This is a genomic window from Brevibacillus sp. IT-7CA2, from assembly GCF_949767855.1.
Taxonomy (GTDB): domain Bacteria; phylum Bacillota; class Bacilli; order Brevibacillales; family Brevibacillaceae; genus Brevibacillus.
In genome coordinates this window covers 100,637-126,187 of the sequence record NZ_CATKQT010000052.1, presented here as the reverse complement: position 1 = coordinate 126,187, position 25,551 = coordinate 100,637, and the positions used below count along the sequence as shown (strand labels likewise).

General features: G+C 47.9%; 29 protein-coding genes and 1 other annotated feature. Of the genes, 27 read left to right on the top strand and 2 right to left on the bottom strand.

From position 1 onward, the window contains the following. Window position 1 precedes the first annotated feature (1 nt). From murC to ACM6JA_RS26220, 17 genes are all read left to right on the top strand, one after another. Window positions 2-1,384: a UDP-N-acetylmuramate--L-alanine ligase gene (gene murC, locus ACM6JA_RS26300; protein ID WP_414854747.1), complete on the top strand. Its 1,383-nt coding sequence runs from the start codon at window positions 2-4 to the stop codon at window positions 1,382-1,384. A 429-nt stretch (window positions 1,385-1,813) separates the two neighbouring features. Next, complete coding sequence (locus ACM6JA_RS26295) at window positions 1,814-2,809, top strand: ketoacyl-ACP synthase III (RefSeq protein WP_414854746.1); 996 nt, start codon at window positions 1,814-1,816, stop codon at window positions 2,807-2,809. A gap of 106 nt (window positions 2,810-2,915) precedes the next feature. After that, on the top strand, window positions 2,916-3,350 hold the full coding sequence (locus ACM6JA_RS26290) for a prepilin peptidase (RefSeq protein WP_414854745.1): 435 nt from the start codon (window positions 2,916-2,918) through the stop codon (window positions 3,348-3,350). Window positions 3,351-3,467: 117 nt separating this feature from the next. Beyond that, window positions 3,468-4,760, top strand: coding sequence for a hypothetical protein (locus ACM6JA_RS26285; RefSeq protein WP_414854744.1), 1,293 nt, complete (start codon window positions 3,468-3,470; stop codon window positions 4,758-4,760). Between the two features lie 159 nt (window positions 4,761-4,919). Further along, entirely contained in the window at window positions 4,920-5,159 is a 240-nt protein-coding gene (locus ACM6JA_RS26280; protein ID WP_007726664.1) for a DUF4321 domain-containing protein, read from the top strand. An 8-nt stretch (window positions 5,160-5,167) separates the two neighbouring features. Next, window positions 5,168-5,755 carry a Maf family protein gene (locus ACM6JA_RS26275; RefSeq protein WP_017247533.1) on the top strand — a complete coding sequence of 196 codons (588 nt, stop codon included), beginning with the start codon at window positions 5,168-5,170 and terminating at the stop codon, window positions 5,753-5,755. Between the two features lie 101 nt (window positions 5,756-5,856). Continuing rightward, window positions 5,857-6,555, top strand: coding sequence for a RadC family protein (gene radC, locus ACM6JA_RS26270; RefSeq protein ID WP_012685551.1), 699 nt, complete (start codon window positions 5,857-5,859; stop codon window positions 6,553-6,555). 156 nt (window positions 6,556-6,711) lie between these two features. Beyond that, window positions 6,712-7,755, top strand: a complete 1,044-nt coding sequence (locus ACM6JA_RS26265) for a rod shape-determining protein (RefSeq protein ID WP_012685552.1) — start codon at window positions 6,712-6,714, stop codon at window positions 7,753-7,755. Window positions 7,756-7,769: 14 nt separating this feature from the next. Next, complete coding sequence (mreC, locus tag ACM6JA_RS26260; RefSeq protein WP_173618936.1) at window positions 7,770-8,729, top strand: rod shape-determining protein MreC; 960 nt, start codon at window positions 7,770-7,772, stop codon at window positions 8,727-8,729. Then, on the top strand, window positions 8,729-9,253 hold the full coding sequence (gene mreD, locus ACM6JA_RS26255) for a rod shape-determining protein MreD (protein WP_414854743.1): 525 nt from the start codon (window positions 8,729-8,731) through the stop codon (window positions 9,251-9,253). The genes mreC and mreD overlap by 1 nt, the downstream gene beginning before the upstream one ends. A 21-nt stretch (window positions 9,254-9,274) precedes the next feature. Next, a complete protein-coding gene (locus ACM6JA_RS26250) occupies window positions 9,275-11,707 on the top strand; it encodes a peptidoglycan D,D-transpeptidase FtsI family protein (RefSeq protein WP_414854742.1) in 2,433 nt (810 codons plus the stop codon). A gap of 127 nt (window positions 11,708-11,834) precedes the next feature. Continuing rightward, window positions 11,835-12,536, top strand: coding sequence for a septum site-determining protein MinC (gene minC / locus ACM6JA_RS26245; RefSeq protein WP_017247539.1), 702 nt, complete (start codon window positions 11,835-11,837; stop codon window positions 12,534-12,536). 20 nt (window positions 12,537-12,556) lie between these two features. Beyond that, window positions 12,557-13,351, top strand: a complete 795-nt coding sequence (gene minD, locus ACM6JA_RS26240) for a septum site-determining protein MinD (RefSeq protein WP_414854741.1) — start codon at window positions 12,557-12,559, stop codon at window positions 13,349-13,351. A gap of 58 nt (window positions 13,352-13,409) precedes the next feature. Next, window positions 13,410-14,540, top strand: a complete 1,131-nt coding sequence (gene rodA / locus ACM6JA_RS26235; RefSeq protein WP_414854740.1) for a rod shape-determining protein RodA — start codon at window positions 13,410-13,412, stop codon at window positions 14,538-14,540. Window positions 14,541-14,849: 309 nt separating this feature from the next. Beyond that, window positions 14,850-15,050, top strand: coding sequence for a cold-shock protein (locus ACM6JA_RS26230; RefSeq protein ID WP_007728674.1), 201 nt, complete (start codon window positions 14,850-14,852; stop codon window positions 15,048-15,050). A 158-nt stretch (window positions 15,051-15,208) separates the two neighbouring features. After that, the gene (locus ACM6JA_RS26225) at window positions 15,209-15,994 is read left to right on the top strand and encodes a peptidoglycan DD-metalloendopeptidase family protein (RefSeq protein WP_414854739.1); all 786 of its coding nucleotides are present in this window, start codon (window positions 15,209-15,211) and stop codon (window positions 15,992-15,994) included. After that, window positions 15,987-16,823 carry a M50 family metallopeptidase gene (locus ACM6JA_RS26220; RefSeq protein WP_414854738.1) on the top strand — a complete coding sequence of 279 codons (837 nt, stop codon included), beginning with the start codon at window positions 15,987-15,989 and terminating at the stop codon, window positions 16,821-16,823. The genes ACM6JA_RS26225 and ACM6JA_RS26220 overlap by 8 nt, the downstream gene beginning before the upstream one ends. A gap of 10 nt (window positions 16,824-16,833) precedes the next feature. Here ACM6JA_RS26220 and aac(6')-35 read toward each other — a convergent pair whose 3' ends face one another. Beyond that, entirely contained in the window at window positions 16,834-17,373 is a 540-nt protein-coding gene (aac(6')-35, locus tag ACM6JA_RS26215) for an aminoglycoside 6'-N-acetyltransferase AAC(6')-35 (RefSeq protein WP_414854737.1), read from the bottom strand. A 107-nt stretch (window positions 17,374-17,480) separates the two neighbouring features. Between aac(6')-35 and ACM6JA_RS26210 the strand changes: the two genes are divergently transcribed. The 9 genes from ACM6JA_RS26210 to ACM6JA_RS26170 all read left to right on the top strand — a co-directional run bounded on the left by ACM6JA_RS26210 (window position 17,481) and on the right by ACM6JA_RS26170 (window position 24,705). Further along, window positions 17,481-18,956, top strand: a complete 1,476-nt coding sequence (locus ACM6JA_RS26210) for an Rne/Rng family ribonuclease (RefSeq protein WP_414854736.1) — start codon at window positions 17,481-17,483, stop codon at window positions 18,954-18,956. A 57-nt stretch (window positions 18,957-19,013) separates the two neighbouring features. Next, window positions 19,014-19,092 (top strand) — a sequence feature (ribosomal protein L21 leader region). Window positions 19,093-19,102: 10 nt separating this feature from the next. Further along, window positions 19,103-19,414: a 50S ribosomal protein L21 gene (rplU, locus tag ACM6JA_RS26205; RefSeq protein ID WP_007728661.1), complete on the top strand. Its 312-nt coding sequence runs from the start codon at window positions 19,103-19,105 to the stop codon at window positions 19,412-19,414. A gap of 13 nt (window positions 19,415-19,427) precedes the next feature. Then, window positions 19,428-19,778, top strand: a complete 351-nt coding sequence (locus ACM6JA_RS26200; protein WP_414854735.1) for a ribosomal-processing cysteine protease Prp — start codon at window positions 19,428-19,430, stop codon at window positions 19,776-19,778. Window positions 19,779-19,785: 7 nt separating this feature from the next. Further along, window positions 19,786-20,079 carry a 50S ribosomal protein L27 gene (gene rpmA / locus ACM6JA_RS26195; RefSeq protein ID WP_005832382.1) on the top strand — a complete coding sequence of 98 codons (294 nt, stop codon included), beginning with the start codon at window positions 19,786-19,788 and terminating at the stop codon, window positions 20,077-20,079. A 108-nt stretch (window positions 20,080-20,187) separates the two neighbouring features. Then, on the top strand, window positions 20,188-20,772 hold the full coding sequence (locus ACM6JA_RS26190) for a Spo0B C-terminal domain-containing protein (protein WP_414854734.1): 585 nt from the start codon (window positions 20,188-20,190) through the stop codon (window positions 20,770-20,772). A gap of 13 nt (window positions 20,773-20,785) precedes the next feature. Continuing rightward, the gene (gene obgE, locus ACM6JA_RS26185; protein ID WP_414854733.1) at window positions 20,786-22,063 is read left to right on the top strand and encodes a GTPase ObgE; all 1,278 of its coding nucleotides are present in this window, start codon (window positions 20,786-20,788) and stop codon (window positions 22,061-22,063) included. Between the two features lie 8 nt (window positions 22,064-22,071). Beyond that, entirely contained in the window at window positions 22,072-22,737 is a 666-nt protein-coding gene (locus ACM6JA_RS26180) for a PilZ domain-containing protein (protein ID WP_414854732.1), read from the top strand. 290 nt (window positions 22,738-23,027) lie between these two features. Further along, window positions 23,028-23,483, top strand: coding sequence for a DUF1641 domain-containing protein (locus ACM6JA_RS26175; RefSeq protein WP_007728644.1), 456 nt, complete (start codon window positions 23,028-23,030; stop codon window positions 23,481-23,483). A 43-nt stretch (window positions 23,484-23,526) separates the two neighbouring features. Continuing rightward, window positions 23,527-24,705 carry an NAD(P)/FAD-dependent oxidoreductase gene (locus ACM6JA_RS26170; protein WP_414854731.1) on the top strand — a complete coding sequence of 393 codons (1,179 nt, stop codon included), beginning with the start codon at window positions 23,527-23,529 and terminating at the stop codon, window positions 24,703-24,705. A 50-nt stretch (window positions 24,706-24,755) separates the two neighbouring features. Here ACM6JA_RS26170 and ACM6JA_RS26165 read toward each other — a convergent pair whose 3' ends face one another. Beyond that, the gene (locus ACM6JA_RS26165) at window positions 24,756-24,908 is read right to left on the bottom strand and encodes a hypothetical protein (RefSeq protein ID WP_007728640.1); all 153 of its coding nucleotides are present in this window, start codon (window positions 24,906-24,908) and stop codon (window positions 24,756-24,758) included. Between the two features lie 184 nt (window positions 24,909-25,092). Here ACM6JA_RS26165 and ACM6JA_RS26160 point away from each other — a divergent pair, with 184 nt between their 5' ends. Beyond that, the gene (locus ACM6JA_RS26160) at window positions 25,093-25,536 is read left to right on the top strand and encodes an ACT domain-containing protein (protein ID WP_007728638.1); all 444 of its coding nucleotides are present in this window, start codon (window positions 25,093-25,095) and stop codon (window positions 25,534-25,536) included. The last annotated feature ends 15 nt before the right edge of the window (window positions 25,537-25,551 follow it).

Genomic DNA, 25,551 nt, shown 5'->3' with positions numbered 1-25,551 from the left:
GGTGGATCAGGCCCAACACGTCCACTTTGTGGGCATCGGCGGTTATGGCATGAGTGCCATTGCCCGCGTCTTGATCGACCTTGGATACAAGGTAACCGGCTCCGATGTCGCCATGAATGATTTGGCGAAAAAGCTGGAAGCAAGAGGGGCGGTCATTCATATTGGCCATAACGCTGCCCACGTGGAGGGAGCAGACAGCATCGTATACTCCACCAGTATTTCCAAAGACAATCCTGAGGTGATCGCAGGTCAAACATTGGGAATTCCGGTCATGCACCGTTCCCAAATGCTTGCTCGCATATTGAATGAACGCACAGGAGTAGCAGTAGCCGGAGCACACGGCAAGACGACCACGACATCGATGATCTCTCACGTGCTGGAAGAGTGCGATGTAGACCCGACTTTCATCATCGGCGGTGAATTAATGAGTGCTGGTACCAACGCAAAGGCAGGTACCAGTGATTATGTCATTGCCGAGGCAGACGAGAGCGACGGTTCCTTTTTGGAATACAGACCGATGTATGAAATTGTGACGAGCATTGAACCAGATCATCTGGAGCATTTCGATGGCGACTTCAACAATTTGAAACAGGCGTACGTCCAGTTCTTGAGCCATCTCAAACCGGATGGAAAAGCGATCCTGTGCATCGATGATCAACATGTGCGTGAAGTTATGCCGTCCGTAGAAAAAACGGTCGTGACGTATGCAGTCGATCCGAACTTTGTGGCACAAGCACAGTTTTCTGCCACTTCGATTGAATGTGGAGATCGTTGCAGCACGTGCCAGATTTATCACAAGGATGAGCGGTTGGGTGAATTGTGTCTCGTAGTCCCAGGCAAGCATAATATTGCAAATGCACTGGCTGCGATCATTGTTTGCCTGGATATTGGCCTTTCCTTTGATAAAATTGCACAGGCACTGTCTACTTTTAGCGGTGCCAAGCGCAGATTTCAAATTATCGGGGATGCACGAGGCGTCCTGGTTGTAGATGACTACGCGCATCACCCGACAGAAATTATCGCCACACTAAGTGGGGCAAGGGCATCGGGCCGACGTGTGATCGCTGTGTTTCAGCCACAACGCTACACACGCACGTATTTCCTCATGGATGAATTCAGCCGTGCCTTTGCAGAAGCAGACGAAGTGATCATCACGGATATCTACTCTCCAGCAGGCGAAGAAAAGATCGAAGGAGTTACCTCCGAGGTGTTGGTGCAAAAAATCCGCACCAACAGCCACCCGCGTGCGCAGTACATTCCGACGAAGGAACAAATGCAGGAGCATGTCTTCAAAGGATTGCAAGAGGGCGATCTCGTGTTGACAATGGGTGCAGGGGATATTTGGAAATCCGCTTACTGGCTGGCTGAAAAGCTAGAGAAATAACGGATAGAGGCATATGAAGGCTTGGAACCTACGGGTTTCAAGCCTTTTATTTTCTACCGAAAAGTTTTGGCGTAATACTGCAAAGGATGATCTACCAATATTTTAAAAGGTATCGATGAACCAACAATGCTAGTGAGAAGAAAAAGCACAGGGCTCGCAGACCTTGACAACGCCTACCCAGTCGGAACTACAAAAAGGGGACCACGCTTGTCGAACACTTCTCCCTTGAGAAACATCCGCCCGTAGGGTGGCTTTGGCTCGACGGTCCCTTTTTGTAGTGGAGACGGGCAGTGAATCCCCCTGCTGGCGTGTCAGAGTCGAAGAGAACTGTGCTTTTTCTTCTCCTCCACTATGTTGATTCAAAAATTAGTACCAGATATTAATATCTAGTGTTATAATCAGATCATAAAAACGGAAGGTGATGATCGGATGATGACAAATGCAAGCCCCTTCAAGTCGCGAATTACCGCTATCGGTACATATGTGCCGAGTCGCGTTCTTGCCAATACAGATATGGAAAAACTAGTGGAGACATCGAATGAGTGGATTTTACAACGAACAGGTATTCATGAGCGCCGTATGGCAAGGGAAGATGAATTTACCAGTGATCTCGCCATCGCTGCTATCCACGATATGATCGCGAATTATGGGAAGGATATCCGCGATGTCGATATGATTTTGGTGGCGACCAGTACGCCAGACTATCCATTTCCAAGTGTAGCAAGCCAAATCCAGGCGCATTTTCAAGTCGAGCAGGCGGGAGCCATGGACCTCTCCGCTACCTGTGCAGGATTTACGTATGCGCTCCATATGGCAAATGCGCTCATTAGCTCTGGTTTGCATCGCAAAGTGTTGGTGGTAGGTGCAGAAACCTTAACAAAAGTAACCGACTATACGGATCGTACGACGTGCATCCTGTTCGGGGACGGGGCGGGTACAGTGTTGGTTGAGCAAGACTCTACGGCTCCTGGTTTTTTGTCCGCCTATTTAGGCTCAAAGGGGGACGGAGGGATTCATGTATACCGATCGGGCTTGTCCACGCATATGGACGGACGAGAATTGAGTGGGAATGGATGCATGGTCCAAAACGGGAGAGAAGTGTACAAGTGGGCAGTAACAACTGTTCCAAAGGGGATGCAGGAGGTAGTGAGTCGGGCGGGCAAAACGCTCGAAGATGTCGACTGGTTCATACCGCACAGTGCCAATTTGCGCATGATCGAATCCATTTGCGAGAAGAGCCAGTTTCCTCTCGAAAAGACATTGTACAGTCTGACACACTATGGCAACACATCAGCGGCTACCATTCCATTGTCGCTCGCCTTGGGGATCAAGGAAGGCAAAGTAAAGGCAGGGGATACGATCTTGTTGTATGGGTTTGGCGGTGGTCTCGTCCACGCTGGCCTTTTGTTCACTTGGAATCCGTAAACCATGTTCATAAATCGAGAGGCTGTCCAGAATCGTTCTGGGCAGTTTTTTCGTCCCAGGAAAGAAGCGTATTCTTAAGGACAGTTTCAACTTGGGGGATGAAGAAATGGCAAACGCTGTGATATTATTCGGGCTCTGCCTTTACCTCTCGTGGGTAGATTTTCGTCATAGACGAATACCCAATCTTGCATTAGGTGTAGGGTTTGTACTGATTTCTATTATGGAATATGTTCTCTCTTCGGAGAGGGAATGGCTGATGGCTGGATTCTTTGCGATTCTCTGTTTACTGGTATTTGGATGGATCAGCTGGCACAGGCCGCGTGCGCTTGGGATGGGGGATGTGAAGCTGTTTGCTCTAGTCTGCTATGGACTTGGGGTTCACGATTTTGTAGTCGTTCTAACGGTTGCGAGCTTGGCAGCTATGCTCGTCTCTCTCGTTTTATTGCTGATACGAAAAGTAAGTATAAAATGCGAAGTACCGTTTGCGCCTTTTGTGACGATTGGGCTAGCCGTCATTTTGTATATAAGCGATACCTCTTGAAATGGTATGGGGAATAGTAGTAGAAACAAATTTAATAGAATCACTAGATAGAAGTCATAACTAGTCCGAGCAAAACGTATGCTAGTACAAAGAGCCTGTGGCTAGGAGGGCAAGCGTATGAGCGGACAAAATAAAAATCGTGTGACGGTCAAAATGAACGGAAGGTTCTGGGATGAAAAGCGGGACGATATCCCGAAGGAAGCAAGTAGAAAGCGCACCCCAAAGGATGACACGCCTCGTGGTCGTTTTCAAGCGCCTCCCTTGCCGTTTACTGACCCGTTTAAAGAGAAGGGCAACGAAGCATGGGAACGCATGATGCAGCTACGTGGAGCTGCCACGAAAGAAACGAATCCGAACGTCGAATTCGATCAGACGACAAACGACTCCTTTGAAACCGATTATTCCTTCGAGGATACCGAAGAGAAGGGATACAGGAGTAGTCCTGGTAGTCGGCTCGCAGCATTATGGCCAAAGGGGCCCTTTTGGCGCACGACATTAACAACGGGTGGGGCTATAGCAATTGGTCTCTTGTTCGGATTTCTTGTTTTGACAGTCTTTTCCCAAAAGGAGTTTTCCGAGTCGTACGGGAATGTTCTGAGTGAAACGGTTCAGACACTGACCGCGCCGGGTGCAGGCACTGAACAAACCGCTGGGAAAAATGGCGTGGCAGGTCCCACTTTGCCTAATGAAAGCCAGCCAACGCAAGAGACGCCAACGAATGGTACCGTAGTGGGTCAAAAAGCGATAGCCCTACAACTGCCAGCCGTAAACATGTACGTTGCACAGGCAGGAGTATTCCAGCCGGATGCATCGCCGCAAACAGCTGTAGAACCACTGGAGAAAGCGGGGATTCCTCATTTGCTTTATAAGGATGCAAGCAAGCAGTACATGTTCGCAGCCGCTGCTCCCACAAGAGATGCTGTGCTAGGCTTTGCCGCCAGTTTGAAAAACAAAGGCATGGATATATACGTCAAAGAATTTTCCTTTCCCGCTTTTGAAGGGTCTGTCCCTGTCGGAAAAGCCGCCAACGCATCTGGTGACCCTAACGTGAATGCCTTTTTCACCCACGGAGTCAAACTCGTCCAAACACTTTCAGCACAATCAGGGCTGATTATTACGACGGGTCAACTTTCGCCAACGGCAAAAGAAACAGCAGAATTAAAAGAAATTCACCGCCAATTTCTGGAGGAAAGCCGTAAAATGGAACCTAAGGAAGCCTGGAAGCCATTGCTAGATGGGATGGTAAATGGGGTGAATCAAGCGCTGGCAGCCAGGGACAAAATGGCAGAAGCGAGCACTGGCAAAAAGGTGGAAAGCGCCGAATCCTATGCGTGGCAAGTACAGGCGGGTGTCCTTGCCTTTTTCGAGAGCTACTCGAGCTGGATTCAAAATGCACGTTCATCCACATAAGTGCATGTTTATATGGTCTTCCGCAAGGTTTTCTTGCAGGAGGCCTTTTCTTTCTATACAGTAACTACCAAGAGCAATCAGGGATTGTTTCGCTTCTCCCCATTTGCTAAACTTATGTTTGGCAAAAAGAGAATCCCTTATAAAAAGGGAGTTGGGAAAATGGGGAAAGAAACGCTTACTCTCGTGTTTCTGTTGGTGAGTGGACTTTTGTTTGGCAGCATTATCGGGGAGATTTTAAGTCCCTGGCTACCTTTTTTGACCAAGAGTAAAGAGATTACTTGGTCGCCTGCGGCAGATTTAGAAATTTTGAAGTACGAACTGAACTTTCAGGTAAAACTAAATCTAGCCAGTATCGGAGGCTTAGCCCTCGCATTTTGGATACATCGACGAATAAAGTAGGTTGAAAAATGACGAAAAAAAATGTTCCTCTCATTCTGGCTTCATCTTCGCCTCGTCGAAGGGAGCTTCTGCAAGCTTTGGGCTTATCATTTACCGTTATCACCAGTGATGTAGATGAGACGACAGCAGAGCATTTATCTGCGAGCGAAGTAGTAGAAGAATTGTCTTTGCGCAAGGCCAAGGAAGTGGCTTCTCGCTTGACGGAAGGCGTCGTTTTAGGATCTGATACGGTAGTCGTTCTTGATGGCCAAATACTGGGCAAGCCTGTTGATGAAATGGACGCATATCGTATGTTGTCCATGCTTCAGGGGCAAGAGCACACCGTTTATAGTGGAGTCGCCTTGATAGATGTGGAGACAGGCCGTGCGGAAGTCTCACATAGTCTAACACACGTAAGAATTCGAGCTTTAACAGAGCAAGAAATCAAGTCGTACATTGCGACAGGTGAGCCGATGGATAAAGCGGGCTCATACGCCATTCAGGGTATTGGAGCCACGATCGTGGAAGGAATAACCGGAGACTACTTCACAGTTGTTGGTCTTCCGTTAGGCCTCACGTCTACTCTTTTGACACGTTTTGGGATGCCGATATTGTAAAGTTGTCATGCTTGAAGCAAGCGGCGACGGCCATACGCCTCATGAACATCTCCATGTCAGCCGTTTTCGATAATGTGAATATGGCTGGAGGCGGATATAAAATGGCAACAAATACCTGTAACAAAATGCTGTTGAAAAACGTCCCTTACTATGACCGTCCACGTGAACGACTGCTTCGCGAAGGAGCGGTCCATCTGTCTGATACTGAACTTCTTGCCATTTTACTGCGGACAGGCAGGGAACAAGAGACGGCTCATCAGCTGGCTCAGCGCTTGTTAGCCAGGTTTGGAGACCTGCGTGGTTTAGCCCAAGCCTCTCATGCTGAGTTAACAGAGCTAAAAGGAATTGGTCCAGTCAAAGCGATTGAATTGCATGCTGCGTTTGAGCTTGGGCGTAGATTGATGGGAGTGCCTCGAGAGTATAGGGCTTCTATCCGTTTACCACGGGACGTAGCTGATTTGATGTCGCCAGAGCTTGCTCATTTGACACAGGAACATTTTGTCTGTCTCTTTCTGAATACCAAGAACCATGTGATTGGCAAGCAGACGATTTTTGTAGGCAGTCTGGACGCTTCCATCGTACACCCGAGAGAAGTCTTTAAAGAAGCGATCCGTCGTAGCAGCGCATCGGTGATATGCCTACATAACCATCCGAGCGGTGATCCGACACCTAGCAGGGAAGACATCGCGATTACGCATACATTGCGTGACGCTGGTGAACTGGTGGGGATTTCATTGTTGGATCATGTTATTATCGGGGAAGGCAAGTACGTTAGTCTCAAAGAGCAAGGGTACTTGTAACATGTTTTTACGTGCAAGATTTATCATCGATATGTCTATGAATTCTTGTGCGCATGAAAACCTTCCACAAAAACGCGGTCGCTCTATCTTGGAGAGGCCTCGGAAGAGGTTCTCTTATGCTTGTCATTTGGATTAATATTTGGAAGGAGTTTTTTTATGTTTGGTGGATTTACACGTGACTTGGGGATTGACCTCGGCACTGCCAATACACTTGTTTTTGTGAAGGGTAAAGGAATTGTTGTGCGTGAACCTTCTGTTGTAGCGATTCGTACGAATAACAATTCCATTGAAGCAGTAGGGAACGCAGCAAAAAGTATGATCGGACGTACGCCAGGTAATATCGTAGCGGTTCGCCCAATGAAAGACGGGGTTATCGCTGACTTTGATACAACTGCGACAATGATGCGTTATTTCATCAATCAAGCACAAAAAAATCAAGGGCTGTTTACGCGTCGTCCAAACGTAATGGTCTGTGTACCTTCGGGAATTACTGCGGTGGAAAAGCGCGCAGTCGAAGACGCTACGAAGCAGGCTGGCGCGAAGGAAGCATATACGATTGAAGAACCGTTTGCAGCAGCGATCGGTGCAGACCTGCCAGTGTGGGAACCGACTGGAAGTATGGTCGTTGACATTGGCGGTGGTACGACAGAGGTCGCTATCATTTCTCTCGGGGGGATTGTTACATCCCGCTCCATTCGTGTGGCTGGGGATGAGATGGACGAGGCGATCATTCAGTACATCAAGCGCCGTTACAACTTGATGATCGGGGAACGGACATCAGAAACATTGAAGTTGGAGATCGGATCTGCGATTGCTCCTGATGAGGTCGAAAACGTTGACATTCGCGGTCGTGACCTTGTAACCGGATTGCCAAAAACGCTCTCGGTAAGCAGCACAGAGATTGCAGAAGCATTGGCGGAAACCATTTCTGCTATCGTGGAATCGGTGAAGGTAACACTCGAAAAAAGCCCGCCTGAGCTCGCGGCGGACATCATGGATCGTGGGATTGTACTCACAGGCGGCGGTGCGCTCTTGCGCAACATGGATCGCCTGTTAAGTAAGGAAACGGGTATGCCCGTGCATGTCGCGGAAAACGCACTGGATTGCGTAGCGATTGGAACAGGTCGTGCATTGGAGAACATTCACCTGTTCAAATCCAAGCAAGGCATCACCTCTTCCCGACTAAAACGGGGTAAATAAACGGAGGGTAGGGCATGTCGTTTTTCGGGAATAAGCGGCTTATCATTGTACTTGTAGGCTTGGTCCTGCTTATCTCCGTCGTGGGCTTCACTTCTCGTGAACGGGTTAGCCTGACCTGGCCAGAAATGTTCTTCAAAGATACCTTCAGCGTGGTGCAGGGCTTTTTCTATCGCCCTGCCCAGGCTGTTTCTGGCTTTTTTCAGGAAATTGAAGAAGCGTACGGCGTATATGAAGAAAACAAGGCACTCAAGGCAAGTTTGGATCAATATGCCCGTCTCAGTGCCGAATTGCACACACTCAAGGCAGATAATGAGCGCCTTCGAGAAATGGTGGGGGCAAAAGATTCACTCAAATCTTACAGGCTTCACTTTGCAGAAGTCGTAGCGAGAAACCCTGATACATGGAACAACGTTGTTACCATCGATCAAGGTTTGAAAAGTGGCATCAAAAAGGATATGGCGGTCATCACTGCCAAAGGAATGATTGGGCGCGTACAGAGTGTTGCCAACTTTTCATCTACAGTTGAATTGTTGACGAGCTATGAACGACGGGACCATATTTCTGCGGGTATTTTGACGCAAGAACTGGTCGAAGGCAAGCCTGTATACCGTCAGATTAGTGGTGTCATCGAGGAATACGACCCGCAAAAGAGATTGCTCGTCATGCGTAAAATCCCTTGGGGACAGGCCATAAAAAAAGATCAGCAAGTTATTTCATCAGGTTTGGGAGGCGTCGTACCTCCTAATTTGCCGATCGGCTATATTGTTCGCGTAGAACCAGATGATTACGGCTTGACTCAAACGGCCTACATCCAGCCAAGCGCTGATTTTTCACAATTGAATGAAGTCATGGTTGTGGAACGAGATTTTACAATCGCTCCCAATGGTGAATTGATCCCGCAACAGCCAGCCGGTCAGACACAAACACAGACAACTGTGCCTCCGGCTCCACCTGCTAGCGGGGGTGGTCAGTAATGGCTCGGTTTTTATTGACGTTGGGCGTCGTGGTCATGTTTGTTTTGGAAGGAACTGTGATGCAAGTATTTTCACCTGGCACTGGGGGTCTGTCTTGGATGATAGTCCCCCGGTTTGCGCTTGTCTGCTGCGTTTTTATTTCGATGTATCTCGGCAGGCGCGAGGGCTTGTATTACGGGATCGCGTTCGGATTTTTACAAGATGTCCTGTTTGGGCAACTAATTGGAATCTATACCATGTCCATGATGGTGGCCAGCTACTTTGCAGGGATGATCGTTCTTTTGTTCCAGAGAGGATTCGGGATGGTTTTTATTACCAGCTTCCTGATTTTGTTCGGACATGAGTGGCTTTTGTATTCCTTGTTCCGCTTGTTTTCCGCTGCCCCCTTCGATGTTCAATGGATTTTGACACATCAAATTTTGCCTAGTGTGCTGTTTAATCTCGCTTTTGGCTTACTGGTATACTTTCCGATCAAGAATGTATGCAACAAGATTCTGGCGAAAAAGGAAATGCACATGCAGTAAGGGCAAAGGAGAGGAGAGTTCGTGGAAGAAGTCAAAGAACCGAAATCAGACATACCTATTCGGCTCAATATATTGTTTGTGATTGTATTTTTGTTCTTCGCCGCCATTATTTTACGGCTGGCCTTTGTGCAGCTGGTGGAAGGCGAACAGTACAAGCATGAATTGGAAAAGTTCAGTATTCGTGAACTGCCGATTTCCGCTCCTCGTGGCCGTATCTTGGATAAAAATGGCGAGGTACTCGTTTCGAATAAGCCAGTGTACACCGTTCAATACGTTGAAGAACAAGGACAGGACATTGATGAAGAGAAAGTCGCGGATCGTCTGGCAAAAATCCTCATTCCCGATGGCGGCAAAATTGGAACGGATAAGGAACTGTTAAAGAAAACGATTGAACTGAGATCAACTTTGCCTGTTGCTTTCAATGCGCAAGAAACAAACGATCTCAAGACAAAGGTTGCGGCGAAGTTAAAAGCCGTTCCGAAAGTAGAGACCGTCGATCAGATGTCGGACTTTGAGCTGGTAAAAACTGCTGTGTATCTCGGGATGCGCGTTCGTTCTCCTTTTGATGACAAGGAGAGAGCAGACCTTATTAAGAAACTGAATGCTGCCAAGCCGGGTACACCCGCTATTACGGAAGCGAACACTACGGATTTCGAACTGTTAAAAATGGCGATAAACGCCAATATGACCCTCACTCTCAAATTGGACAAGGAAGATCGCAATGACCTCGCCAAAAAAGTGAAGGATCAGATCGGAGTTTTACCAACCCCCGTAGGCTTAGCAGAAAAGTCCGACATGGATTTGCTGCGCTATGCCTCGTTGTTCGACATGGATATCAAACTGCCGTTGACAGAGCAGCAACGCCAATTTCAATGGCACAAGCTTTCTTTGCTGCAGGAGATGCGTTCACCGCAGATGGCCAGCTACATCCCTAGACGTGTCAAGGTCAACATCACGGAGCAGGAAATGTTCCAAATCGAAGAACGACGCACCGAACTGCCGGGAATTAGTGTGGAGCTGGAGCCTGTTCGCCAAATTTACGAAGATCCGGATGGTTCGGCATTTGGTACTCACTTTCTCGGGTACATCAATGCGATTCGTCCTGAGAGCTTGAAAGAATATCAGGCACAAGGCTACAACGCTATCGACCGTGTCGGTGTAACCGGTTTGGAGAGCTCCTATGAACGTTATTTGCGCGGTAAAAACGGGATTATGGAAGTGCACGTGAACAAAAATTCGGAGACGGTAGAGAAGAAGATGCGCCAAGCCCCTGAGCCAGGAAACGATCTCGTTTTGGCTATGGACTGGCGTTATCAAAGCAAGGTAGAGGCTATCTTGAAAGAAGAGTTTGAAGCGTTCAAGAAGCGCCCGACTACGCCAAAAGAATTTAAGGACGCACACGTATTGGTGATGAATCCGAATACGGGCGAAATATTGGCGATGGCGAGTTATCCAGATTACAATTTGAATCTGTATTACGACCGCAAGAAATTCAACGAGAGTTACGCCTCGCTTATTTTGCCGAACGAATCAAATCGATTCATTTATACGCCGTATCCACCTGCTTCTACCTACAAGCCACTGTCTGTCATGATTGCGCTTCAGGAGGGTCTGACTACACCGAACGAAGTCATCTATGACCGAGGCGGCTTGAATGTTGGTAACACGTATAAACGAAACTGGAAGGCAAGTGGTCATGGACCTGTTAACGCTCGTCGTGCCTTGCAGGTGTCGAACAATACGTATATGTACGAAATGGCGATTCGATTAGCAAGAAAAGGGAAAGAAGGCTGGGAGAAGCAGTTCTCTGTCTATGATTACTACAATGCCCAGTTTGGTCTTGGTGTGAAAACAGGTGTGGATCTGCCGAATGAACATACCGGTTGGGAAAACCAGAACCTTTACTACGGAAACTTGGCGGACGTGATGATTGGTCAATACGATCTGTTCACGCCGATGCAGCTGGGGCAATACGTATCGACCATTGCGAATGGAGGATATCGGGTACGCCCACATCTTGTAAAAGAAATTCGTAAAGGAACAACCGATCCGAAGAAACCAGGACAAACGCTCTCGGTTATTGAACCACAAGTGCTCAACCGGGTTGATATCGATCCGAAGCATATACAGGTGGTAAGAGAAGGGATGCGGTTGGTTACTCAGCCAGGTGGTACCGTTCAACGATTTAATGGGTTGCCTTTCACTGTTGCAGCCAAGTCTGGTACGGCACAAACGTCGCAGCCGGCGGAAAATGCACTGGTTGTCGGCTTTGCGCCTTATGAAAATCCTCAACTGGTTTTCGTCGTCATTGCGCCGAACAGTTTGAGAGACGGTACGTCCAGTTCTGATGCAACTGGTCCGATCTCGCGTCGATTGCTCGAAGCTTACAATGAACTGAATCCAGGTGTCCTTACTGGTGGGGTTCCGAAGCCAAATCCACCGTCCGCGAAGTAACCGCAATGGTTGTCCAGGGCAATCAAGCCCAAGAGAATAATGGAGTCAAGCTCTTGTAAAATGCCACCATCTGACCCAATTCGGCAATTTTTTCATGCAGAGCAGGAAAAATCTTTCTGTATGGCGAATGGTATCGGTCGAGGTGAAACCGGTGACGACTGTGAAAAGCAAGGTCACGATCAAAGGGACTAAAGAGGGTCTCGTCTTCTTTATGGATGATACCTGTTCCTTCGACGAACTGCTGGCCGATATGCGTGAAAAAATAGAGCATAGCCACCAACAGATTTTGTCGGGGCCACTCATTCGGGTATCTATAAAATTGGGAAAACGATACTGCTCACCCGAGCAACAAGAGCAGTTGACTCAAATTATTCGAACTAAGGGCAACCTGGTGATCCATACAATCGAATCTGATTTGATCACGCGGGAAGAAGCTATGGCTGAACGCCTGAAAACCCATTTTTCCATACAGGTAAATACGGTACGCTCTGGGCAAGTACTGGAGTTTGACGGTGATTTGCTCTTATTGGGAGATGTCAATCCCGGGGGGACGGTTCGCAGTACAGGAAGCATCTACGTGCTGGGTCATCTCAGAGGGTACGCGCACGCAGGTATTTCCGGTGACTCACAGGTAATTATTGCGGCTGCAGTCATGAGTCCTACCCAGTTGCGGATTGCAGATGTGATCAGCAAGCCGGGTGAGGAATGGACGAATAATTCCGGAGGCACAGAATTTGCCTATCTGGAAAATGAGATCATGCTGGTAGCGAAAATGAACTACTTGTCGCGAATCCGCCCTGATTTGGGTGAGAAAAAGCGTGAGGGTTGAGGGAAAGAGGAGGAACGGACGTGGGGATTGGAATTGTCGTAACTTCCGGTAAAGGCGGCGTGGGTAAGACGACCACTTCCGCCAATTTGGGAACGGCGCTCGCATTGTTGGGACAAAAAGTGGTCATGGTAGATACCGATATTGGCTTGCGCAATCTGGATGTAGTCATGGGACTTGAGAACCGAATTATTTATGATCTGGTAGACGTTGCAGAAGGCGCATGCCGACTGCCGCAAGCTCTGATCAAAGACAAGCGGTTTGACAATCTGGCATTGCTCCCAGCTGCTCAGACCAAGGACAAATCAGCAGTAACTCCTGAGCAGATGGAGGAAATCATTACGCAACTGAAGCGGGAATATGATTATGTCATCATCGATTGCCCTGCGGGTATTGAGCAAGGCTTCCGCAATGCAGTGGCAGGGGCTGATCAGGCAATCGTCGTGACTACACCTGAAAAGGCCGCAGTGCGTGATGCTGATAGGATTATTGGCCTATTAGAGCGAGAAAAAATCGGAATGCCGAAGCTGGTTATCAATCGCGTTCGCTCCCATATGGTGAAAAATGGCGACATGCTGGATGTAGAAGACATTTTGGATTTGTTAGCCATTGACTTAATTGGTGTCGTGCCGGATGATGATCATATCATTAAATCCGCGAACCAAGGTGAGCCGGCTGTGATGAATCACGAATCGCGTGCTTCCATCGCGTATCGGAACGTGGCTCGTCGCCTTTTGGGTGAAGCTGTTCCATTACAACCATTGGAAGAAAAAGCGGGCGTGTTCCATAAAATGCGTAAATTCTTTGGATTAAAATAGGTAATACTTGGCTCCCTTCTTTCTATAGAGGGGAGTCACGTTTTCTAGGAGGAAACGGATGGACCTGGAAAAACGTCATTTAAAAACAATTGACTGGACCATCATTTTGATTTTGGCAGGGCTGGGTATCTTTAGCTATCTCGGGATTTCCGGTTCTGCGGCAGGTGTAGATAAGGCGCATCAGCAGGTCCTTTGGTATGTTATCGGCTTTATTGTGCTAGGTGTGACATTGCTATTTGACTATCGCCTATTCCACAACATGGCCTATGTCTTATATGCACTCGGTCTGATTCTTTTGATCGGGGTATTTCAAACGAGGCCCATTAACAATACGACGAGCTGGTATGACCTTGGTCCTGTGTTGTTTCAGCCTTCTGAACCGATGAAGCTGTTCACGATCATAACGGTGGCCCGCTTCTTGTCCAAGAGGGCAACGGATCCGGATCGGTTTTACTATTTTTATAAGCTGATTCCGGTAATGGCCTTGGTTGGTGTACCATTGCTTTTGATTTTGATTCAGCCCGATTTGGGTACCGCCATGGTCTATACGGGTATGCTTGCCACTATGCTAATCGTTGGTGGTATACGGATGAAGCATGTATTGTATGTGGGCGGGCTTGTCGGCAGCTTTTTTGCCGCTATGACACTGTTGTATCAATACAAGCAGGATATTTTTTTCAAGATTATCAAGCCGTATCAATGGGATCGGATCGTCTTTTGGATGAACCCGGATCTTGAACCGATGGGACGAGGATTCCAGCTCAAGCAAGCGTTGATTGCTATCGGCTCAGGGCAATTGTTCGGAAAAGGGATTGATACGCCGACGCAAGCGAGCTTTGGATGGGTGCCGGTAGGAGAAAGTGATTTTATCTTTACCGTCATTGCCGAAAAGCTGGGCTTTGTCGGAGCAGGCTTGCTGATGATTCTGTTTTTCGTCTTGATTTACCGAATGATCCGCATCGCGATGGAGGCAAAAGATCCGTTCGGCTCCTACGTTGTCGCGGGTGTCGTAGGGATGCTTACCTTCCAGATCTTTGAGAATATCGGGATGACGATTCAGTTGATGCCGATTACGGGTATTCCGCTTCCGTTCATTAGCTACGGAGGGAGCTCGCTTGTAACCAACTTCTTGATCATTGGTGTCGTGCTCAATATTGGGATGCGTAAGGACAAGTTGCGTTTTGATTAAAGGAGTTATTCAAAAAGTCATCAGGTTCTCGCCACTTTATTGGTGCTGAATTGATGACTTTTTGAACATTCACGAAATGCGTGACAAATGCAAATACTTATGCTAAAATCATCCTAAGTTAACCATTTTTACAAGTTATAGTGTTTGATTGATTGGTATGGAGTCGTACGTATTGTGAGTGACGTCACCAATTGTCAATCGCAATTCGTATGACTTTTTTCCTTGACGCAAAAGGCTTATCTGTAAAAAAGAGGTTAACGCTACACTCTTTCGCCTCGTGGGGCGTAATGTTCAGGGAGGTTTTGTTTCATGCAACAAGGTATCGTAAAATGGTTTAACGCAGAAAAAGGATATGGTTTCATCCAAGTTGAGGGTGGCGACGACGTATTCGTACACTACAGCGCAATCCAGTCAGAAGGTTTCAAATCTCTTGACGAAGGTCAAAAGGTTGAGTTCGAAATCGTTCAAGGTAGCCGTGGACCACAAGCTGCTAGCGTATCTAAACTGTAAAATTGACAGATTCAAAGACAGTCTCTCAATGGGGAGACTGTCTTTTTTGCGTGTTTCCAACCAATAAGCTGGATAGTTGGAGAGGGACAACGGTCGTCATAAAGCAGGTAGACAAGTCATAGGATGATTCTAAAGGCTTGGCCTGCGGAGGGATGGACATGTTTGAAAGAGTAGATCGTGTAAAAGAAAGACGGAGGGAACGATTGGATCGAATCCGAACACAGTCTCGAGACAGCTATACTCCCTACGTCGATGATTGGAAAGATCCCGTCGAAGAAACTCCGAATCCATTCAGTTACTCGCCGCGCGAGAATGATATGATGGACCAGCCACCGTCCCATGAAAAGTGGGGCGTGCAAATTTTAGCATCTGTCTTATTGATTGGTGCTGCTTATGTTTTGTTTCAAACTACACTGATCCCTGCCTCTTGGAAAAGCTCCGCGAGGGAAGTCATGACACGGGACTTTAATTTTTCGGGGGTAGCGGACTGGTATGAAGCAAGATTTGGTCCAATTCCGACGATGCTTCCCTCGATACCTACCCATCCCCCTGCCGTGCCAGCAACGAGTACAACAAAGAACGCAGGTGCTGTGTGGAAGCTCCCGAGTAGCTGGAAAGTCGTAAAATCCTATGATCAAGAGAGTGCAAATGTGATCCTGAATACGGGAATGAACGATCAAATCACGATCGGAGAAGCCGGCTGGGTCGCGTTTGTCGGAGAAAAGCCTGATTATGGGACCACAGTGATTGTTCGTCTAACCAAAGGGCGGGAGATATGGTTGGGCAATCTCGATAGTATAGGGGTGACGAAAGACGAGGTCATGAAACCTGGTCAAGTCATTGGAACCGCACGGGTAATGGACCAGACATCACGTCATCTATATATAGGGGCGAAAGTGAATGAGCAATTTGTTAATCCCTTGGAAGTGATACCGTTTGAATAGGGGAGGCTGGCTCGACATTCGGTTTCGTATTCACCTGCTATTTTGGGCGGTGATCGGCTTGTCCGTGGTGACAGGCCATTTTTTGGAGGTCATTACCTTGTTTGTCATCGTGCTGATCCATGAATTGGGGCATGTAGCGATGGCGCGTGAGCTCGGATGGACCGTAAAAGAAGTGCAGCTTCTGCCTTTTGGTGGAGTAGCGACGATGGAAGCCTCGTACGCCACGGACCCAATGGATGAGATTGTCGTGGCACTCGCTGGGCCCTTCTTAAATATGGTGATGATGGCTGCTTCGTACTTGTTTTGGTTTATGGGGATATGGACGGAAGAGTGGGCCCGCTTTTTCTTGATAAGCAATTTGACGATTGCGCTGTTCAACTTGTTGCCAATCTGGCCATTGGATGGCGGGAGAATCTTGTTGGCTGTTCTATGCTGGTTTATGTCGTATAGGCAGGCGACGATGATATCGATGACGGGGAGTACGCTGTTTGCGGGGATCATGGTGGGGATGTCCAGCTTGGAGTTGAAGTACAACTTAGCAGTGATCGGGATTTATTTATTGACGTTGAACATTCAGGCATTTTTGCGGTTTCCTTATCAATTTTTTCGCTTTCTTGTGGAAAAATACGAACGGCAGCAAGAAGAGGCTGCCGTTCAAGCCATACGCGTGCATCCTGAGGAAACAGTACTGGCTGTCTCACACAAGCTGCGGCGGGGATGCTCCCATCTTTTCTACGTGCAAGGCGCGGGTCTCTTGGCAGAGGAACAGCTGTTGTATGCCCTTCTGTTCGAGCAAAAGCACGACGCCGCAGTGGGCAGGCTCCTTTAGTCTTTAGTCCTTAATCTGCAGGAGCGATCCATTCCATCAGCCAGCAATCACGCATGCTTCCTTCGTGCCATTCGTGCAGAGGAAGCTCTTTTACTTTTCGAAAGCCACATTTTTCATAGCAACGCAGGGCTCGTTCATTCCAGGCTTGTGGGTCAATCGCTACTTTTTGTGCTTGTTTTTCCGTGTGGAGATAGTGGAGGATGGCTGTAACGAGCTGAGTGCCAATACCGCGATTCCAGTAAACAGGCTCTCCGATGAACTGGTCCATGCCGTAGACAACGTCGTCTTTTGCATACCCGTACAGTTGTTTTTCCGGGGTATCGAGTGGATAAAATTGCGCATAACCAATCGGTTCGTCTGCGTACAAGATCAGGCAGCGTGTTTCACCGTCGTCTTCCGGAAAAAAGCTTTGCTGCACGAGCTTCTCGTCATGTGGACGATCGCGACCTTCATAATAAGCCAAAACGCGCTCGTCAGAAAGCCATTTGACTAAGTAAGCGGCATCATTGGAGGATAAGGCTCTTATTTTTAAATCACCAGCATGAATCATGGATTCTCTCCTTTACCTTGACTTGGCAGCTATGTTAGATTACTTCCTATGAGCCCGGTTATCCTTCTTTTGGGCAATGTTTGCACGGGGAATAAGGAGTGAAGGCAGTGAAACAAGTAGCGATCAGTGCACAAGGTGGCAGCATCCGCATCGCATTCATGGAAAACGGGAAATTGCAGGAATGGCGTACACAGGATGTGGGAGCAGACGCGAGCGTTGGTGACATTTATCAAGGACGGATCGCGGATGTGAAGCCTGGTATCCAATCCGCCTTTGTTGATATTGGTACAGGCCAAAATGCTTATTTGTATGTAGTTGACACGGTTGGTGTGGAGTCGGGGGGAGCAGCGAAACCAAGTATTACGGAACGCGTTCACGTAGGACAAAAGGTATTGGTTCAAGTGAGTAAAGAAGCGTTGGAAATGAAGGCACCAAAAATCACGATGCGGATCAGCTTGCAGGGGCGTTACCTGGTGTACCTTCCGACTGAAGAAAGCATATCGCTTTCTCGTAAAATAACCGATGATACCAAACGAAAACGACTGCAACAGGTGATCTCTTCGACAGTAGCGCAAGGAGAAGGCTGTATTCTACGCACGGAAGCGGCGGAAGCAGAAGAGCAGACACTCATTAGCGAACTGGTCTATTTGCGCAATCGCTGGCAGGACATGCTGCGAACAGCGGAGGGACTACGCTCGACCGGGCGGATTTTTCAGGATGCAGAGTTGATTGAGATGGCGGTCCGAGATGGCTTGGCAAACGGCATGGATGAGCTGTTGGTAGAAGGTGCAGCGACTCATCAGCAGGTAAAAGCGGCGTTGGCAGCTTTTGCTCCGGAAGTACAAGAGAAGCTGCGCTGGTATCAGGGCAAACAGCCGATCTTTGACTTCTTGGGTGTCGAGGCGGAGCTGATTCGTGCTCGTGATCGACAAGTGCCGCTAAAGAGTGGAGGGTCCTTGGTCATCGACAGGACAGAAGCGATGACAGTCATTGATGTAAATACCGGTTCATTCACAGGTGGGGGAGGGCAACAGCGGGAGCAGGCAGTGACGGCGACCAATCTGGAGGCGGTAACTGAAATTGCCCGGCAGCTGCGGTTGCGAGACATCGGTGGCATCGTGATCATTGATTTCATCGACATGAAAGAGCAGAGCAATAAGGAGCGAGTGATCTCGCGATTGAAACAAGAGCTGGCAAAGGACCCTGTGCCTTCGACTGTTCTCGGGATGACGTCGCTTGGATTAGTCGAGATGACGCGAAAAAGAGTGCGTGCGAGCCTGACGGAGCGGCTGACGGAGCCGTGTGAGGCATGCAAGGGCCGAGGGAGAGTTTGGCGAGTAGACGAGCTGTTCCGGCGCTTGTACGCCGAAGTCACCGCATTGGCAAAGAGCCAAGATGCGGAGGCTGTTCTCGTGGACATGCCGCCAAGATTGTTGGACATGATAGAGGAGTGGGAAAAAGCGGAAGCAATTACATGGCCTGTCCATGTCTATAAGCGGCTTGTCCCTTCTTTGAACCCAGAAGAGTTTCGAATTGGATACGTTGGAAATCGGGCAGAGGCGGAGCGTTTACGATCGAAATAACTTGACTGGGCTATTGTAGCTATGATAACCTAATGGTTGTCATACAGATATGCCTCGTGCATACTGTAACCGCACGAATCAGGTACATAAGCCGTCGCTCGTCGACGCACCTGTAAAGGCGAGTCTGAGTATAGGAGGTGCACACAGTGTACGCAATTATTGAAACCGGTGGAAAGCAATACAAGGTTGAAGAGGGAGCAGTTCTCTTCATCGAGAAATTGGCTGACGTTGAAGGTGAAGTAGTTACTTTTGACAAGGTTCTTCTCGTAAGCAAAGACGGCAAAGTTACTGCAGGAGCTCCTACAGTAGCTGGTGTTACGGTAACTGGTAAAGTAGAAAAACACGGTAAAGCGAAAAAAATTATCGTGTACAAATACAAAGCCAAGAAAAACTACCGTCGCAAACAAGGTCACCGTCAACCATTCACTAAAGTTGTGATCGAAAAGATCAACGCTTAATTGGTGACTTGTTATGATTGAAGTGATCGTGAGCCGTGCGCAGCACGGTATCCATGAAATTAGTATTTCCGGACATGCCAATGCGGGTGCCTATGGGGCAGACATCGTTTGTTCTGCTGTATCAGGCATCAGCTTTGGTATATTAAACGCCATTCAACCTTTGACCGGCATCACTCCTGAAGTCGATGTCGCACAAGAAGGTGGTGGTTTCTTGAAGTGGAGTCTTTCCTCTTCGGATGATGGGGCTACACTCGAGAAACAACAGCTTTTGGCAGAGAGCATGGTTATTTCTCTTTTGTCAGTTGAGGCGAATTACGGTAAATACGTAAAAGTTAGTGATGATAAATGGCAGGGAGGTGTCTGATATGAACATGCTGTTTAATTTGGACCTTCAGTTTTTCGCATCGAAAAAAGGGGTAGGTTCCACAAAGAACGGTCGCGATTCCATTTCCAAGCGTCTGGGTGTGAAACGTGGCGACGGGCAATTCGTTACTGCTGGTAACATTCTCGTTCGTCAACGCGGAACAAAGATTTACCCAGGTGCGAACGTAATGAAAGGCGGAGACGACACTCTGTTTGCAACTGCAGATGGTGTTGTTCGTTTCAAGCGTCTGGGCCGTGATCGCAAACAAGTTGTGATCGAGCCAGTTGCTTCCGAAGCGTAAATATTTGTTAAGAAAAACCCAGCCATGTAGCTGGGTTTTCTTTTTGTCTGGTTCTTTTTTATGGTACAATAGAGGGGAAAGATATTCTTATCGACTTGGGTGAATGTGATGGGGGACGAGCGGAGGCTGTTTACGCATCAGACAGACCAGTTGCTGACCGTTCTGAACAGGCAGCGGCATGACTGGTTGAACCACGTTCAGGTTCTGCTCGGCTATTTGCATTTGAACCGTACTGAACAAGGAGAGGCACACTTGAAGCGCATCGCTCAGATGGCGATGCAGGAATCGATGGTTGCCCGTTTGAATAGCTCCTTGTTGTCCGTCTTCTTCTTGACATTTAACGCACTGAACAATGAATTGCTTTTAGAAGTAGACGTGTGCAATCATGTGGATCTCACGCGAATAGTTTTGGACGAGCAAGACTTGTTTCAGTTGGTGTCAGAGATATTATGCACAGTGAACGATCAAGTAGACCAAAGCGGGTACGAACCAGCCAGCATGCAGGTAAGCTTGCAGATGGATGAGCGTGGCGTTCATTTTCGTTTTGACCTGGCCGGAGTGCTTCGTGCATCCGGAATGGAAGAATTGGAAAAGCTGATACGTAAAAGCGAACAGAGTACGGTGGAGGTCACCGAGTGGATACATACGGAAGAAGAATGGGTCCTGAAATTGGTGGTCCCATTCGCGGAATGAAAGAGGTGACACCATGTTTGTCGATCAGGTAAAAGTATATGTAAAAGGCGGGGACGGTGGTAACGGAGCTGTCTCCTTTCGCCGGGAGAAGTACGTACCGCTGGGTGGTCCAGCAGGTGGAGATGGCGGTCTAGGTGGAGATGTCGTGTTTGTCGTGGATGAAGGTCTGCGTACACTGGTAGATTTCCGCTATCAACGACATTTCAAAGCACCTCGCGGAGAGCATGGCCGCAACAAATCTCAGCACGGAGCAGGCGCGGAAGATATGGTCGTGCGCGTGCCACCGGGAACAACTGTCATTGATGATGATACCAAAGAAGTGATTGTCGATCTCGTAGAGCATGGCCAACGTGCTGTGATCGCAAAAGGTGGACGTGGTGGACGAGGCAATATTCGTTTTGCCAACTCTTCAAATCCAGCCCCACACATCTCGGAGAACGGGGAGCCAGGTCAAGAGCGTTACATTGTCATGGAACTCAAGCTGATTGCAGATGTGGGCTTGGTTGGTTATCCGAGTGTTGGAAAATCCACGTTGCTGTCCAGTGTAACAGCGGCGAAGCCAAAAATTGCGGAGTACCACTTTACGACGCTGACACCGAATCTGGGTGTTGTGGACTTGGGCGAGCAGAGCTTCGTAATGGCTGACTTGCCAGGATTGATTGAAGGCGCACATGAAGGTGTGGGTCTTGGTCACCAATTCCTGCGTCACGTAGAGCGTACGCGCTTGATCGTCCATGTGATTGACATGGCAGCGGTAGATGGACGCGATCCATACGAGGATTATTTGCAGATCAACCGAGAGCTGACTATGTATAACCTGAAGCTCGAAGATCGTCCGCAAATTGTAGTCGCGAACAAAATGGAACTGCCAGAAGCAGTGGAAAACCTGCGTATTTTCAAGGAAAAGGCTCCAGATGTGAAGGTGTACGAGATCTCTGCTGCAACCCGCAAAGGCGTACAGGAATTGATGTATGTAATCGGGGATATGTTGGCGACCATTCCGGACAAGCCTACTGTCGAAGAAGTTGTGGAAGTGGAAGAGCGTGTCGTCTTCCGTGCAGAAAAAGAACCAGACGAATTCGAGATTACGCGTGATAACGAAGTATTTGTTGTTAGCGGCGAAAAAATCGAGAAGCTCGTACGCATGACCAACCTCACCAGTTATGATGCAGCCCAACGTTTTGCAAGACAAATGCGCAGCATGGGTGTAGATGAGGCCCTGCGTAAGCAAGGAGCAAAAGACGGGGATACCGTTCGGATCGGCAAATTAGAGTTTGACTTTGTGGAGTGACAAAAACCATGATTGATATCCCATCACTGAACCCATTTATGGGGGATAAACGACTCCAACGCGGTGCGACGCTACCGCTAATCATCTCCAAGCAGGTGACGACACCTGTCCAAGTTTTGGTTGAACATGCAAAGGGCAGTTATCTCGTAGTTTCCTATGAGATGAAGCCTGAAACGAAAGCAGAGCTTCTCGGATCAACTGTACGCATTCGTTGGGAGACGGATGCGGCAGTGAATACAATCGATTTGGAAGTAGTTTCGGAGCAAACGCTTTGGCCGATCAAGCTTTTAGGGATGATTCCGATTAGTGTAGGGGTAGAAATTACACAAAAGCGCAAGCAGGATCCCATCTCCCCAGATCTCGGTATTTCTGTCCCTTACAAGGTGATGGGAGCGAGACCGATCGAAGAAAAAGGCGAGGCAGTGTTGCTGAAATTCTCTCCTACTCGTCTTGTATTGGGTACAGACGGTTATGTGTCGAAGGGCGATTTTCTCCACTTGTCTTTCAAAATACCAAAGCAAGCGCAGGAGATCGTCATGATGGCGAAAATCGTGGAAAAAACGTTCCAAGACAAGCAATCGATGATTGAATTAATCTTTACGGATATCAATGAAAAGCACCATGAACTCATCAAGGATTACTATAAAAAGCTCTCACCTACCGCTTCTTCCTAAGGAAGCGGTTTTTTTCCTTTGATGTTCCTGTGAAGAAGGTATATAGTAGAGTACATAGAGTTCTAAATCGAGCCTGTTCACGTCATGATTTGTTGTGTACGCTTTCCTGAATAAATACACGTGAAATCATTCACTTTTGATTATTCGAATCCGTTGTCTGCTTTACTTTGTGAAAAATGTTACAAACAATTTTTTACCGGATTTTCAGGGAGAATAGCGGCCGTTACTCGTATGAACAGGCATCGAGAATGAAAGGCCTCTATTCCAAAGCAAAGGAGGACGTTTTTTTTATGTCTCAAACAACTACGCAACAAGCTCAAGCTGCTGCTGAAGTAGCAAGCACTGCAACTCTGGCACCAGCACAGCAACAAGATGTACTCGATCAGTTGATGAAACCAGAAATTCAAGAGTCACTGAACGTATTGGTGGCGAACCTGCCTAAATTGGCAGAACTGACAACTCTTTTGACCAAAACATATGATTTGGTACAAACAGTAGCAAATGATCATGTGTTGATCGACGACATCAAAGGCGGAATGGAAGAGTTCGTAAAACCGATCTCTGACAAAGCGAAAGGTATTGCGCAAGCAGCCATTGAAGCCAATGACCGTGTTCATGTAGAAGAGTCTACTATCGGTTTGTTCGGTATTCTCAAAATGCTCAAGGATCCGCAAGTACAAAAAACATTGCGTTTCGCACAAGCATTCCTGGAAGTATCAGCAGAACGTCAACAACAAAAACGCTAGTATTTTTTATTATTGATTGTAAGACATGGACGGAGGATTGGGCATGGCGAAGCATATTCTGATTCTAGGCGGCGGTTATGGTGGTTTGCTCAGCGCATTGACTGCTCGTAAATACATGACGGCTGAAGAAGCGTCGATCACGGTGGTAAACCGTTTTCCTACTCACCAAATTATTACGGAACTGCACCGCTTGGCAGTAGGAAACCTGTCTGAACAAAACGTGGCGCTCCCTCTGGAAAGATTGCTGCGTGGCAAAGAGATTAACCTTGTAGTAGACGCGGTAGAAAATATTGGTCTCGATTCCCAACGCGTAACATTGGCGAGCGGCGAGTCCATCAAATACGATGCTTTGGTAATTGCGCTGGGTAGTGAAACCGCATTCTTCGGAATCCCAGGTCTGCAAGAGTACAGCTTCACACTGAAGTCTGTAGAAGAAGCAAATCGTCTGCGTGCACACCTCGAAGAGCGGGTGATTGAATACAAGACGAGCAAAAATAAAGCAGATGTTACCTTCGTAGTAGGTGGTGGCGGTCTGACAGGTATCGAGCTGGTTGGGGAATTCGCTGATATGTTGCCAAATCTGTGCCACAAACACGGCGTAGACTTTGCAGACGTATCCATCTACTGCGTAGAAGCAGGTCCTTCCATTTTGGCTGGTTTTGCTCCTGACCTGGTTGAGCGTGCGAAAACGAGCTTGGAAAAACGCGGCGTTCAGTTCCTGACAGGCGTACCTGTAACGGAAATGAAAGAAACCACAGTTTGCTTAAAAGATGGCGCTACCATTGAAACCAAAACAATGGTATGGACAGGTGGTGTACAAGGAAATCGCGTAGTAGCTGAGTGCGGCGTGGAAGTTAACCGCGGGCGCGCAACTGTTACAGAATTCCTGCAATCCACTTCTCACCCTGATGTATTCCTCGCAGGTGACAGTGCGGTCGTAATGGGGCCAGAAGGTCGTCCATTCCCTCCAACTGCGCAACTGGCATGGCAAATGGGTGAAGTAGTGGGACACAATCTCTTCGCACACTTCAACGGCACCAAAATGGATACCTTCAAACCGGTATTTTCCGGTACATTGGGTAGCCTGGGCCGTAAAGACGCGATCGGAACAATCGGTGCAAGCCAATTGAAGCTGAAAGGCTTGCCAGCAACCTTGATGAAAGAAGCGAGTAACGTTCGCTACTTGACTCATATTAACGGTCTGTCCTCTTTGGCATACTAATCGAATCAGGAAAACCCGGGATCATGAGGTCCCGGGTTTTTTGTGCTTGTTTATCCGTTTCCGCTCGGATCTTCAATCACGTTTGGGGATTGTGCCATCTTTTTACCCCGCATGTCATTGCCAAACTGTTCGAGACTGCTTGGCTTACCCGCTGGGTGATTGTTACGGCGCTCCGATTTATCAGACTTTCCACGTCCGGCCATTTGCCTTTCACCTCCTCCATACGATACGCATTATTGTGCGCGAAGAAGCTCCCCCTCATGTAATCAAAGTAAACCAAATATGATCCGGTGAAAAAAGTGACAGATAAGGATTGTCACATTACATGCTTTCCGTTATAATGTCCTCTATGAAGAAACAACTGTTTTTCTCAGGAGGACACAACGCATGAAAAAGGAAGAAAAATTCTACTTGATTCGATCTGACATCCTGCCAGAATCGATTGCCAAAACGATTGAAGCCAAGAAGATGCTGGAATCCGGCGAAGTGGATACCGTGAATGATGCGGTTGAACGGGTGGGACTTAGCCGCAGTGCTTTTTATAAGTACAAAGATGGCGTTTTTCCGTTCAATGCGATGATGAGCGAAAAAATTATGACGTTTACTTTCTCTTTGGATCACATGTCAGGTTACTTGTCCAAAGTGCTCACATATGTAGCAGATCAAGGTGGAAACGTATTGACCATCAATCAGACGATACCACTTCAAGGGATTGCTACTATATCCATGTCAGTCGATATGGCTAATCTTCGCGTATCTAGCACGGAGTTTTTGGATAGCTTGCAGCTGATCCCGGGCGTTCGCAAAGCGATGATCGTCGGTAGAGGCTAAGCTAAAAAACAATCA